The sequence below is a fragment of the Streptomyces sp. NBC_01445 genome (assembly GCF_035918235.1).
GTDB lineage: Bacteria > Actinomycetota > Actinomycetes > Streptomycetales > Streptomycetaceae > Streptomyces.
Genome location: NZ_CP109486.1, coordinates 882,185 through 895,496, shown reverse-complemented (window position 1 = coordinate 895,496; position 13,312 = coordinate 882,185). Strand labels below are relative to the sequence as shown.

Annotated in this window: 7 protein-coding genes; all 7 read left to right on the top strand. The window is 74.2% G+C overall.

Annotated elements, in window-relative coordinates:
- Window positions 1-10: 10 nt before the first annotated feature.
- The 7 genes from OG574_RS52155 (at window position 11) to OG574_RS52125 (ending at window position 13,267) form a co-directional block, all read left to right on the top strand.
- Complete coding sequence (locus tag OG574_RS52155) at window positions 11-1,411, top strand: enoyl-CoA hydratase/isomerase family protein (protein ID WP_326779375.1); 1,401 nt, start codon at window positions 11-13, stop codon at window positions 1,409-1,411.
- Window positions 1,408-2,466 (top strand): thiamine pyrophosphate-dependent enzyme, encoded by a 1,059-nt coding sequence (locus tag OG574_RS52150; protein ID WP_326779374.1) that lies wholly within the window; start codon window positions 1,408-1,410, stop codon window positions 2,464-2,466. The genes OG574_RS52155 and OG574_RS52150 overlap by 4 nt, the downstream gene beginning before the upstream one ends.
- Window positions 2,463-3,467 carry an alpha-ketoacid dehydrogenase subunit beta gene (locus OG574_RS52145; protein ID WP_326779373.1) on the top strand — a complete coding sequence of 335 codons (1,005 nt, stop codon included), beginning with the start codon at window positions 2,463-2,465 and terminating at the stop codon, window positions 3,465-3,467. Before OG574_RS52150 ends, OG574_RS52145 begins: the two co-directional genes overlap by 4 nt.
- Window positions 3,464-4,309, top strand: coding sequence for a thioesterase II family protein (locus OG574_RS52140; protein WP_326779372.1), 846 nt, complete (start codon window positions 3,464-3,466; stop codon window positions 4,307-4,309). The genes OG574_RS52145 and OG574_RS52140 overlap by 4 nt, the downstream gene beginning before the upstream one ends.
- A complete protein-coding gene (locus tag OG574_RS52135; protein ID WP_100598467.1) occupies window positions 4,306-4,524 on the top strand; it encodes an MbtH family protein in 219 nt (72 codons plus the stop codon). Before OG574_RS52140 ends, OG574_RS52135 begins: the two co-directional genes overlap by 4 nt.
- Window positions 4,521-5,843 (top strand): aminotransferase-like domain-containing protein, encoded by a 1,323-nt coding sequence (locus tag OG574_RS52130; RefSeq protein ID WP_326779371.1) that lies wholly within the window; start codon window positions 4,521-4,523, stop codon window positions 5,841-5,843. Before OG574_RS52135 ends, OG574_RS52130 begins: the two co-directional genes overlap by 4 nt.
- A gap of 170 nt (window positions 5,844-6,013) precedes the next feature.
- Window positions 6,014-13,267 (top strand): non-ribosomal peptide synthetase, encoded by a 7,254-nt coding sequence (locus OG574_RS52125; RefSeq protein ID WP_326779370.1) that lies wholly within the window; start codon window positions 6,014-6,016, stop codon window positions 13,265-13,267.
- Window positions 13,268-13,312 lie beyond the last annotated feature (45 nt).

The following is a 13,312-nucleotide window of genomic DNA, read 5'->3' as shown; positions in this document are numbered from 1 at the left end:
GAGACACACCGTGCGCTCACCCACGCTCGCCGCCCCCGCCGTGCTGCTGCGGACGGCACCCGGCCACCCACCCAACCTCAGCGGTGACTTCGCCAAGGACTGCGGCCCGGTCACCGCCCATCTCGAATCCGTCGTGCGGATCGTCGAGGCGATGCCGCCGCGCACCGAGCGCACCGCCGCCGAACAGCGCGACGCCGCGGCCCTCCACGACGAGGCGAGCAGCCTGCGCCGCCGGTTCCTCGCGGCGTACGCCGAGCGGATCTACGCCGAGCTCACGGACGGCCTCACCCGCAGCCCGCGCCTGGAGGAACTGACCGGCCTGGCCGCCGCGCACTTCCCGGGCCTGGTGCCCACCCGCGCCCAGCTCGCCGCGGAGTCACGGCACACGCAGCGCAACAAGGAGGGCTGGGAGATCGCCGTCGGCATCTTCCTCCAGGCCGTCCTGAACGCCCCCATCGCAGGCAACCACCTGCTGCGCTCCATGCTCCGCCCTACCGCGCGCGCCCGTGCCGCCCTCCTCGACTACCAGCTCACCGGCCACGCCGACCTGGGCATCGCCACCGTCACCCGTGAGGACGGCATCGCCCAACTGGAGCTGTGCAACGCCGAGTTCCTCAACGCCGAGGACGACGCAGCCGTCGAGGCCCTGGAGACCGGCACCGACCTGGTGCTGCTCGACCCCGCCAGCCACGTCGGCGTGCTGCGCGGCGCCCCCCAGTCCCACCCCGCCTACGCGGGCCGGCGCGTCTTCAGCGCGGGCATCAACCTCACGCACCTCTACCACGGCGACATCTCGCTGCTCGGCTTCCTGCTGCGCCGCGAGGCCGGATACATCGCCAAGTTCGTGCGCGGCCTGTGCCTGGACGACACGGCGGGCGACGGCTGGTGGCCGGACGCCGACAAGCCGTGGGTCGCCGCCGTCGACGCCTTCGCCATCGGCGGCGGCATGCAGATCCTGCCCACCATGGACCGGGTCGTCGCCGCCGACGACTCCTGGTTCAGCCTGCCGGCCATGGAGGAGGGACTGGTCCCGGGCGTCGCCAACATGCGCCTGCTGCACCTGACGGGCTCGCGCCTGACGCGGCGCCTGATCTTCTGGGGCAGGAAACTGCGGGCCACCGACCCCGAGGCGTCCCTCTTCGTCGACGAGACCGTGCCCGCGGACGCCATGGACGGCGCCGTCCGCGCGGCCGCCGGGCACCTCGACCACCCGGCCGTCGGAGCCAACCGGCGCATGCTCAACCTCGTCGAGGAGCCCCTCGAACTGTTCCGCCGCTACCTGGCCCAGTACGCGTACGAGCAGGCCCGCCAGCTGCACAGCCCCGGCCTCATCACCACCCTGGAGAACACCTGGATCAACCGGAACCGGGGCGGGGCCGACGCCGGCGCGAGCGGCGGCGAGAAGCGATGACGGTGCTCGACGCGCCCGCACCGGCCGCACCCGGCACGGCCGCGGCCCTGACCGGGCTCCAGCTGTACCGGGCGATGGTCGTCGGCCGTGCCTTCGACCGGACGGCCACCACCTTCACCCGGCAGGGCAGGCTCGCGGTCTATCCGTCCTCGCGCGGCCAGGAGGCGTGCCAGACCGCCTCGGTGCTCGCCCTGCGCCCCACCGACTGGATCTTCCCGACCTACCGCGAGAGCGTCGCCCTGCTGACGCGGGGCATCCCCGCCGAGGACGTGCTCACCCTGTTCCGTGGGGACCGCCACTGCGGCTACGACCCGGCCGCCCACCGGGCGGCGCCCCAGTGCACCCCGCTCGCGACCCAGTGCCTGCACGCGGCCGGCCTCGCCGACGCGGCCCGGATGCGCGGCGACGACGTGGTGGCCCTCGCCTACATCGGCGACGGAGCGACCAGCGAGGGCGACTTCCACGAGGCCGTCAACTACGCGGCCGTACGCCGGGCACCCGTCGTGTTCTTCATCCAGAACAACCAGTACGCGATCAGCGTCCCCCTGAGCAAGCAGACCGCGGCCCGCTCCCTCGCCGACAAGGCCGAGGGCTACGGAGCCACCGGAGCCGTCGTCGACGGCAACGACGCCCTCGCCGTGCACGCCGTCGTCGCCGAGGCCGCCCACCGGGCCCGTACCGGCGGCGGCCCCACCCTCGTCGAGGCCCTCACCTATCGCATGGAGGCCCACACCAACGCCGACGACGACACCCGCTACCGCTCCGCGGACGAGGTCGCCGCCTGGGCCGACAAGGACCCGGTCGCCCGCCTGGAGCACACCCTCGTCGACGACGGCGTCCTCGACCGGGCGGGGATCGCCGAAACAGCGCGGGCGGCCGAGGAGCTGAGCGCCGCGCTGCGCCGGGACTTCGCCGAGCCGCCGCGGCGCGACCCGATGGAGATGTTCCAGCACGTCTACCACCACCCGCCGCACCACCTGCGCGAACAGTCGGCACTGCTCGCGGACGAACGGGCCGCGGACACCGGTCCCGCGGCAGAAGGAGCCCGGCGATGACCCCGGCCACCGAGGTCACCCTGGCCAAGGCCCTCAACTCGGCGCTGCGGCACGCGATGCGCGAGGACGAGCGCACCCTGGTCTTCGGCGAGGACGTCGGCACCCTCGGCGGCGTCTTCCGGGTCACCGACGGCCTGGCCCGCGAGTTCGGCGACGAACGCTGCTTCGACACACCGCTCGCGGAGTCCGCCATCATCGGCGCCGCCGTGGGCATGGCGATGTACGGCTACCGCCCCGTCGTGGAGATGCAGTTCGACGCCTTCGCCTATCCGGCCTTCGAGCAGCTCGTCAGCCACGTCGCCAAGTTCCGCTCCCGCACCCGCGGCTCCCTGCCGCTGCCCATCACCGTGCGCATCCCCTACGGCGGAGGCATCGGCGGCGTCGAGCACCACAGCGACTCCTCCGAGATCTACTACATGGCCACCCCCGGCCTCACCGTCGTCACGCCCGCCACCGTCGCCGACGCGTACTCGCTGCTGCGCCGCGCCATCGCCTCGCCCGACCCGGTCGTCTTCCTCGAACCCAAGCGCCTGTACTGGCACAAGGAGGAGGTCACGCTCCCCGTCGACACCGGGCCGCTCGGCTGGGCCGCCGTCCGCAGGCCCGGCACCGACGCCACCCTCGTCACCTACGGGCCCTCGCTGCCCGTGGCCATGGCGGCCGCCGAGGCCGCGGCCGAAGCGGGCATCAGCCTGGAGGTCGTCGACCTGCGCACCCTGTCGCCGTTCGACGAGGAGACCGTGTGCGCCGCCGTCCGCCGCACCGGGCGTGCCGTCGTCATCCACGAGGCCCACGGCTTCGCCGGGCCCGGCGCCGAGATCGCGGCACGGATCACCGAGCGCTGCTTCTACCACCTGGAGGCCCCGGTGCGCCGCGTCACCGGCTTCGACGTGCCCTACCCCGCCCCGCTGCTCGAAGCCCACTACCTCCCGGACGTCCAGCGCGTCCTCGACGCCGTGGCCCGCCTTGAATGGCCCGCGCGGCCAGGAGCGGCCGCATGAGCACCACCGGTGTCACCGCCGCCTGGTACCGCTGCCCCGTGCCCCGGCCGGCCGCCCAGGTGCGGCTGGTGTGCTTCCCGCACGGCGGCGGCTCGGCCACCGCCTACTGGAACTGGCCCGCCCTGCTGCCCGAGACCGTCGAGCTGCACGCCGTCCAGTACCCCGGCCACACCGACCGCATCGCCGAACCGCTGCACACCGATCTGCACGCGCTGGCCGACGCCGCCGCCGACGCGGCCCGGCCCCTGCTCGACCGCCCCGTCGTCTTGTACGGGCACAGCCTCGGCGCCCTCGCCGCCTACGAGACAGCCCGGCGCCTGCTGGCCGCGGGCCACCCGCCGCTGAGGCTGATCGTCTCCGGTATGCCCCCGCCGCACCGGGTCAGGCCGGGCCGGGTCCACCTCGGCAGCGACCGGGAACTCATCGCCGAACTGCGGCGTCTCGAGGGCGTTCCCGACGAGGTCCTCGCCCACCCCGACCTGCTCGACCTGGTGCTGCGCACCGCGCGCGCCGACTACGCGCTCGCCGAGACCTACGTACAGCCCGCCGGGCCCGCCCCGGACCTGCCCCTCACCGTGCACCGGGCCACCGGCGACCCCGAACTCACCGCGGACGAAGCCGCCGACTGGACCGCCGCCACCACCGGTCCCGTACGCCACCGGACCTTCTCCGGCGGCCACTTCCACCTGGCCGACGAGCCCGCTCCCGTACTGCTCGAGCTGGTCGACGACCTCGTCAGCGACATGTCAGCCCCGCGTCGGCCCTCCCGGCCAGCCTGGATGGGGACCACTGCAACCGCTGTCCCACCACGCCTAGCACAAGGAACCGGGAGACCGTCATGAGCAACCCCTTCGAGGACGCCGAAGGCACGTATCTCGTCCTGGTCAACCACGAGGGCCAGTACTCGCTGTGGCCGTCCTTCGCCGAGGTCCCCGCCGGCTGGAGCATCGCCCTGCCGGCCACCGACCGCGAGAGCGCGCTCGCCCACATCAGCGAGAACTGGACCGACATGCGGCCCAAGAGCCTCGTGGACGCCATGGACGAGGCCGCCGCATGAAAGCGGCCGCGCTGCTCGAAGCACCCCGGGCCGCGCCCCTGTTGGCCGTCGCCGACCTGCACACCAGCCTCGCCGACCCCGCGCTGACCTCGATGACGCTGCTCAACGAGGTCACCGGGAACTACCCCGACGCCGTGTCGTTCGCGGCGGGCCGCCCCTTCGAGGGCCACTACCGCACCGAGGCGCTGCACCGGCATCTGCGGCGGTTCACCCGGTACCTGGAGCAGGAGCGCGGACTCGGCGAGGAACAGGTGCGCCGGGCCCTGTTCCAGTACGGCCCCACCAAAGGCATCATCAACGAGCTGATCGTCCGTCAGCTGGAGGTGGACGAAGGGATCCCGGCCGACCCGGACGCGGTGCTCGTCACCACCGGCTGCCAGGAGGCCATGGTCCTGCTGCTGCGTGCACTGCGCCGCGACGAACGCGACGTCGTGCTCGCCGCCGCGCCGACCTACGTCGGCTTCACCGGCGCCGCCCGCCTCACCGAGACCGCGGTCCACCTGGTGCCCGAGGGCCCCGGCGGCCTCGACCCCGACGACGTGGCGCGCAGCATCACCCGGGCCCGGGCCGACGGCCTGCACCCGCGGGCCTGTTACGTCATCCCCGACTTCGCCAACCCCGGCGGCTCCCGGATGTCCCTCGACGACCGCAGGCGCCTGCTGCGCGTCGCCGAGGAGCAGGACATCCTGCTGATCGAGGACAACCCGTACTCGATGTTCCACGACGGCCAGGGCCGGCTGCCCACCCTCAAGTCCCTGGACAGCGCGGGACGGGTCGTCTACATCGGCTCGTACTCCAAGACCGCCTACCCCGGCGCCCGCATCGGGTACGTCGTCGCCGACCAGCCGGTCGCGCAGGGCGGCTTCTTCGCCGATCAGCTCGCCAAGCTCAAGAGCATGTTCACGCTCAACACCTCGGCGCTCGCGCAGGCGGCGATCGGCGGACTGCTCCTCGAGCACGGCTGCAGCATGGAACGGGCCTGCGCCCGCGAGGCCGCCGTCTACCGCCGCAACCTGCGCACCCTGCTCGACGGCCTCGCCGCGCGCTTCCCGCAGGGCGGGGGCAGCGGGGTGAGCTGGAACGTGCCCACCGGCGGCCTGTTCGCCGTGGTCACCGTGCCGTTCACCGCCGACGAGGAGGCACTGGAGGAGTCCGCCCGGCGCTTCGGCGTGCTGTGGACCCCGATGTACCACTTCTACGCGGGCACCGGCGGACTGCGCCAGCTGCGGCTGTCGTACTCCGTGCTGACCGCCCAGGACATCGACGTCGGCCTGGACCGCCTCGCGGCCCTGGTCGAGGCCCGCTCGGGCCGCAGCTGACACCCCGCCCGTCCGGCACGGCGGGCGGTCCGCCGTCGCGCGCCGCATCAGCCGCACGTCAGCGACGTGTCGGCGGCGCGCACCACACTCGTGCCCGGACCGTGCGGACCACCGGGCCGAGGTGTGCCCGGACGAACCCAAGCCTCGGATTCCGACTCAGGAGACACCTGATGACCATGCTCCAGCGCTCAGGCGCGCAGACCGCCGCGACCGCCGGCCCAGGGGCGGCCGAGGCGGGCACCGTACCCCTGACCGAGGACCAGCTCGGGCTGCTGCTCCAGCACCGGGCCGACCCGCAGAACTCGCCGTACAACGTGCCGCTCGCCATCGACCTGCGCGGCCCGCTCGACGACGCCGCGCTGGAGGCCGCCCTGGCCGCTCTCGTCGCCCGCCACCCGCTGCTCTCGGCGCGCGTTTGCGACGACGACACCGGCAGCGGCGACGGACTGCCCTTCCTCGACGTCGACCCGGCCCGCGCCCCGCGCATCGAGCGCCGCGGCGCCGCCCCCGACACCGGTCACGCTCCGGCCCGGGCCCTGCTCGCCGAAGCCCGCCGGGAACTCGACCTGGAACGCGACGGCGTGCTGCGCGCCGTGCTGATCGCGCACGCACCCGATCACCACACGCTGCTGCTCGTCGTGCACCACCTCGTCGTCGACGGAGAGTCCACCGGCCTCCTCCTCGCCGACCTGCTCGGCGCGTACGAATACGGCGAGGTGCCCGGTGCCGCCCCCGCCGGATTCGGCGCCTACGTCACCGCCCGCGCCCACGAGGCCGGGCAGGACACCGCCGCCGCCGAGGAGTACTGGCGCGGCCGGCTCGACGGCGCCGACCTCACCGTCGACTTCCCGCTGGACACCCCGGGCGCCGACGCGCCCCGCGAGGCGATGGTGCCGCTGGACCTGGACGCCGGGCTGTGGGGCGAGATCACCGCGTTCTCGCGGAAGCACCGGGCCGGTGCCGCCGCCGTGCTGCTCGCCGCCTACCTCAAGGCCCTGGGCACGTACGGCCGCCAGCAGGCACCCACCGTCGGTGTCCCGCTGGGCGCCCGTACCGACCCGCGCTTCGACCGCACCGTCGGCTACTTCGTCCGTACCCTCCTGGTGCGCGCCCCCGCCCAGGACCCGGACCTGACGGCCGCCGCGTTCGTCGGCGGCGTGCAGCGGGAACTGGCCCGCGCCGTGGACCACTCGCGCCTTCCGTTCCCGCGCATCGCGAAGCTCGCCCCGGGCGGCGCCGCGGCCGACCCGTTCAACTGCACGTTCGTGCTGCACAGTTGGGCCGACCCGGGCGCCGCCGCCGACGAGGGCGTCGAGCTGCGCGGCGGACTGCGCGCCCGCTGGCGCCAGGACGTCCCCACCCCCGGCCTCGGTCTGCTCACCCTCGAGCTGTACGAGGGCGGGGGCACGCTGCGCGGCCGGCTCAAGTACGACGCCGCCCGCATCGAGACCGCGACCGCCGAGGCCTTCACCGAGCACGTCTGCGAGCTCGCCCGGCAGCTGGTGCGCGGGCCGGACCGTGCCGTCGCCGAGCTCGACGGGATCGGGCCGCGCGCCCGCGCCACCCTCGACCACCTCAACGCCACCGACCACCCCCTCGACGACACGGACATCGACACACTGATCCGCGCCGCCGCGCAGGCACGCCCGGACGCGGTGGCCGTCGAGTTCGGCGACCGCCGCTGGACCCGTCGCGAACTGGACGCCCGTATCGAGGGGTACGCCGCCGGACTCGTCGCCCGCGGCGTGCGCGCCGGCGACCGGGTCGGCGTCCTGCTGCCCCGCAGCGACGAGGCCGTCGCCGCGATGCTCGGGATCCTGCGCACCGGTGCCGCATACGTGCCTCTGGACGCCGCCCACCCCGAGGCGCGGCGCCGCCACATCGTCGACAGCAGCGGGATCCGGCTCGCGATCGTCGCCCCCGACACCGCCGGGGCCTGCCCGGCGGGCCCGCAGCAGGTGCCGCTGGCCGAACTGGCCAGGTCCGGCGTGGCGGCCGTGCAGGGACCGGCGCCCGCCGACGCGCTGCACGTCCTCTACACCTCCGGCTCCACCGGCACCCCCAAGGGCGTCCAGCTCAGCCATCGCGCCCTGGTCACCGACGTCCTCGCCGCCGTCCGGCACTTCGGCATCGGCTCCGACGACGCGATGCTCCTCAAGGCGCCCTTCACCTTCGACGTCAGCGCCCACGAGATGCTCGTCGCCCTCGTGTCGGGCGCCCGCCTGGTCGTCGCGCCACCGGACGCCGAACGCGATCCGGACCTGCTGGCCGAGGCCATCGAGCGGCACGGCGTCACGCTGCTGCACGCCGTCCCCTCCCAACTGCGCCTGCTGCTGGAGGCGGAGGCGTTCACGGCCAACCGCACCCTGCGCACGGTCGTCTCCACCGGCGAGTCACTGCCCAACGAGCTCCGCATCGCCTTCGAGGCGGCGCACCCGGCCCGGCTGCACAACGCCTACGGGCCGACCGAGACGTCGTACTCCACGGTCTTCTCCTGGGGCCGCGGGGACGACTCCTTCTGGACACGCCGCGGCGAGGTGCCGATCGGAGTGCCCTTCGACAACATCCGCGCCTACGTGCTCGACGAGTCCCTGCGCGAACTGCCGCCGGGCGCACCGGGCGAGCTGTGGATCGGGGGCGGCACCGTCTCCGACGGCTACGTAGGGGACCCCGAGCGCACCGCGGACCGCTACCGCGCCCTGCAGGTGGGCGGCCGCACGGACACCGTGTACCGCACGGGGGACCTGGTCCGGCTCCTGCCGGGCGGCGCTCTCACCCACCTGGGCCGCCTCGACGACCAGGTCAAGATCAACGGAAACCGGGTCGAACTGGGCGAGGTCCGCGCGGCGTTGATGTCGCTGCCCGCCGTCCAGGACGCCTCGGTCCAGGTCTCCCGCCACGCCCGGGGCAGCCTCCAGATCGTGGCCCATGTGGTGACGCGGGCCGAGGTCACGGACGTGCGCGCGGCTCTCGGGCCGCTGCTGCCGTCCCACATGGTCCCGGCCCACTTCCACCGGGTGCCCCGCATCCCCGTCCTGCCGAACGGCAAGACCGACCGCCGGGCCCTCGACCAGCTGGCGACGCAGGGCGAGCCGGCCGTCGAGGCCGAGCCCGCCGGGCCGGTCGAGCCCGCCGTATCGCCCGAGGCCGCTCCCGCGCCGGCCGCTCCCGCGCCGCGTGCCGACGTCAGGAGCTCGCTGCCGGCCGTCCGTAGCGTCTGGCGAGAGCTCCTCGGGGACGTGCGCGACGACGCGCAGTTCTTCGAAGCCGGAGGCGACTCGATCCTCGCCATGCAGATGGTCTCCCGGCTGCGCCGCGAGGGCTTCACCCTCGCCATGCGCGAGATCTACCGCCATCCCGTGCTGGCCGATCTCGCCGCACACCTGGACGCCGACGCCGCACCGCAGCCCACCGGCGAACCCGCCACCGCCGGGGCGGCCGCCGACGTACCGGCGGTCGCGGACCGCACCCGCGGCAGCAGTGTCTCCCCGCTCGCACCGGTGCAGTCCTGGTTCTTCCGGCACATCAGGACGGACCTGCACCAGTGGAACCAGTCGGTGCTCCTGGAACTCAACCGCCCCGTCGACCCCACCGTGCTGCGCCTCGCGCTGCAGGCCGTCGTCGCGGCACACCCCGCGCTCAGCGCCCGCTTCACGGCGGACGCACACGGCGACTTCTCCGAGGGCCACATGACCGGGGCCGCGCCGTTCTCCGCCTACGACCCACGTGACGTCCTGCGCGAGCGCGACGTCACCGACGACGGCGAACTCGACGCGGCCCTCGAAGAGATCGAGCGCAGCCTCGACCCGCTCAAGGGCGTCCACGTCCGCGCTCTCCTCGCCCACGACCGGCGTCGGCCCGAGGACAACGGCCTGCTGCTCGTCGCCATCCACCACCTGGTCGTCGACGGCGTCTCCTGGCGCATCCTCCTGGAGGACCTGGAGCACGCACTGGCGTCCCTGTCCGACGGCACACTGCCCGCCCTGCCCGACGAGGCGTGCCGCTACGAGGAGTGGGTCGCCTCCCTCCCCGCCGTCGCCGCACGCCCCGGCGAGGCCGACTACTGGCGCGCCCTGGCCGCCGCCCGCGGCGAGGCCCAGAGCCTGCTGCTCACCACCCCGGCGCCCGACGAGCAGGACATCCGCCGCGTCGAGTTCTCCCTCGACCCCGAGGCCACCACCCGCCTCATCGGACCATTGCCCCGTAAGCTCGGCCTGCAGGTCCACCAGGTGATGACCGGCGCCTTCGCCCAGGCACTCGCCCGGTGGCGGGGTACCCGTGAGGTGACCTTCGACGTCGAGACCCATGGCAGGCACGGCCGCGACGACCTGTTCCGCACGGTCGGCTGGTTCACCTCCATCCACCCGGTCGTCCTCGCCGCCGAGCGCGCCACGGACCCGGAGCGCTGGCTCGCCCAGGTCGCCGACGGCCTGACCGGCGTGCCGGACGGCGGCGTCGGCTTCGGCGCCTGCCGCGAGTTCTCCTCCGATCCCGCGCTTCGCACCCAGCTGCGTGCTCTGCCGCCCGCCCTCGTCTGCTTCAACTACTACGGTCAGGCCGACCAGTTGAGTGCGGACGGCGGCTTCACCATGTCCGGCCGCCCCATCCCGCGCGAGCACTCCGCGCGCTGCGAGCGGGTGTACGGCGTCGAGGTGTACGGCATCGTCCACGGCGGCCGGCTGCGCATGGGGCTCACCTGGGTGCCCAGCCCCGCCGACGGTGTCGACGAGGCGGGCGTCAAGGCGCTCGTGGACCAGATGCGCTGGGTCCTGGCCACCCTCGCGGGCGCCGACCCGGACGCCGTGTCCGCTGGCGAGATCACGGCTCCGGGCCTCCCGGCCGCTCTCCCGGGCGCGGCCGAGCCGTCCCGTGCCGAGGCGCTGACCGACTCCATCGCCGCCGGCCCGTCCGCCGTGGACCCGCCGGAGACGGTGCCCGTCACCCCTCAGCAGCACGGCCTGCTCCTCGACGCGCTCGCCCACTCCGGCAGCGGCCGCTATGTGGAGCAGCTGTTCTGGCGCTGGTACGGCCCCCTGGACACCGAGCGGTTCACCGCCGCCTGGCAGTCCGTCTTCGACCGCGAGACCGTGCTGCGGGCCGCGTTCGACTGGGACGACGCGCCGTGCCTGGTCCTGCACGACCGGGTCACCGCCGACGTCGTCCGGCACCCGGCCGGCAGCGTCGACTGGGACGAGCTGATGGAGCAGGACCGCGTGCGCGGCTTCGACCTGCGCGTGCCGGGGCTCCTGCGGGCCACGCTCGTCGACGACCCGGACGGCGCCGGGACCCCGTCGACCCGCGTGCTGATCACGTTCCATCACGTACTGCTGGACGGCTGGAGTGTGTCGGTCCTGCTCCAGGAGTTCTACCGGGCCTACTTCGCCGACGGCACCCTGCCGGGCGGCGAGCGACGCCCCGACATCCGCGACTACGCGCGCTGGCTCGCCGAGCAGGACACCGCTCCGGCGCGGGAGTTCTGGTCGGCGGCGGTGCCGGCGGCCGCTCCGCTGGTGCGGCCCGCGCTCCCCGGCCCCGCGACCGGCCAGAGCGGCTGGAGCCGCGCGGAGGTCCGGCTCAGCCGCCCGGAGGCCGACCGGCTGCGTTCCTGGGCGGCCGCCCGCGCCGCGACCGAGTCCAGCGCGCTGCAGGCCGTGTGGGCGCTGCTGCTGTACCGGGCGGGCGGCGGCCACGGGCCGTCCCCGGTCGGTTTCGGCGTCACCGTCTCGGGCCGCGGTATCGCCCTCGACTCCGTCGAGCGGCTCCCGGGACTGCTGATGAACTCGCTGCCCATGACCATCCAGGTCGACCCGGCGCACACCGTGCCCCAACTGCTGACCGAACTGCGCGACCAGGCGCTCGACATGGCCGCGTACGAGTGGGTGTCGACCGGACAGATCCACGAGTGGAGCGGGCGCAGGGCGGACGAGAAACTCGTCGAGAGCCTGATCGTCTTCGAGAACTACCCGCGCTCCTCCGACGACCTGGAGTCCACGCTCGCCGCGCACGGCATCCGCGTGGAACTCCCGGAGGCCGCCGGTTCCCAGACCGCTTTCCCGGTCACCCTCCTCGCCTTCCGCGACGTGGACGGCAGCCTGGTCCTCACCACCGTGTACGACCGCGGCCGGATCGCCGACGCCGACGCCGCCCTGCTTGTCGACCAGTGCGCCGGGCTGCTGCGTGAGCTGCCCGACACGGCCGACGAGTCGACGACCGTGGCCGACATCCTCGCCGGGCTGTCCCCGGCGGACCTGCCGAGGATGGCGGACCGCACCGAGCCCGTGGCCGACGCCGCCGGTGAGGCGGTGACCTGGCCCGAGGGACCGCAGACCCAGGTGGTGAAGGAGGCATGGCAGGCCGTCTTCGGCACCCCCGTCGCCGACCCCGGTGTGCACTTCTTCCAGGCGGGCGGTCACTCGCTCCTGGCGATGCGGCTGCTGCGGGAGCTCAACCTGCGCTCCGGACGCACCCTGCGCCTGGACGAACTCCTCGCCCACCCCAGGGCCGGTGAGCTCGCCCATCTGCTCACCCAGGAGCCGCGGGACACCACCGGCTCCGGTCCCGCCGATGTCCTCGTACCACTGCGCCCCGCCGAGCGGCCCGGCGCGGGAACCGTCCACCTCGTCCACCCGCCCGGCGGCCAGGTCGCCTGCTACGCGCAGCTCGCCCACTGCTACGAGGGCCCCGAGGCGCTGGTCGGCATCCGTGACCCGCGCGTGGACGACCCCGAGCCGGAGCACCTGTCGGCCGAGCAGCTCGCCGAGCTCTATCTCGAAGCGTTGCGCCCCGCCCTGGACTCGGGGGAGCGGATCGTTCTGGGCGGCTTCTCCGGCGGCGGTGTCATCGCCTACGAGATCGCCCGGCGGATCACCGAGGAGGGCGGCCGCCCGCCGCTGGTGGTGATGGTCGACGCCGGCGCCCCCGACGGCGAACTCACCGACGCCGACGCCGACGGCTCCTTCGCCAACCAGCTGCGCGCCGTCGCCGAGGGCCGCGCCCCGGCCCCGGACGCGGAAGGCCCCGGCGCACGGCCCTCGGACCCGGACGGCGAACACGACGCGCGGACCGCCGAACCCGACGGCTCCGCCTCCTATCTGACCGAACTCGCCCAGATCGCCGAGTGGATGCGCGGCGACGGCGGCGGCGACCCGGTCGCGCTGATGCGCGACAGCGTCGAGGCGGTCCAGCGCTACCGGCCGGGCCCGTACGCCGGCCCCGTCGCCGTGCTGCGCGCCGGGGACACCGGATTCGGCAAGGGCACCGACTACGACGAGAGCGACCGCTTCCACGCGCGGGCCGGCCTCGGCTGGGAGGACCACGTCGAGGACCTGGCCATCCGGGTCGTCCCGGGCAACCACGTGACGATGCTGACCGGCGACAACGTCCGCGCCCTCGCGCGGATCCTGGCGTCCGCCGTCAGGAACTGACGCCGAGCGCACCGAACCTTACCTAGGGAGAGAACCGAAACTTGA

What these genes read in the sequence shown, in the direction of transcription:
- OG574_RS52150 (WP_326779374.1), top strand. Translation starts at nt 1,408, where the DNA reads ATGACGGTGCTCGACGCGCCCGCACCGGCCGCACCCGGCACGGCCGCG.
- OG574_RS52145 (WP_326779373.1), top strand. Translation starts at nt 2,463, where the DNA reads ATGACCCCGGCCACCGAGGTCACCCTGGCCAAGGCCCTCAACTCGGCG.
- OG574_RS52140 (WP_326779372.1), top strand. Translation starts at nt 3,464, where the DNA reads ATGAGCACCACCGGTGTCACCGCCGCCTGGTACCGCTGCCCCGTGCCC.
- OG574_RS52135 (WP_100598467.1), top strand. Translation starts at nt 4,306, where the DNA reads ATGAGCAACCCCTTCGAGGACGCCGAAGGCACGTATCTCGTCCTGGTC.
- OG574_RS52130 (WP_326779371.1), top strand. Translation starts at nt 4,521, where the DNA reads ATGAAAGCGGCCGCGCTGCTCGAAGCACCCCGGGCCGCGCCCCTGTTG.
- OG574_RS52125 (WP_326779370.1), top strand. Translation starts at nt 6,014, where the DNA reads ATGACCATGCTCCAGCGCTCAGGCGCGCAGACCGCCGCGACCGCCGGC.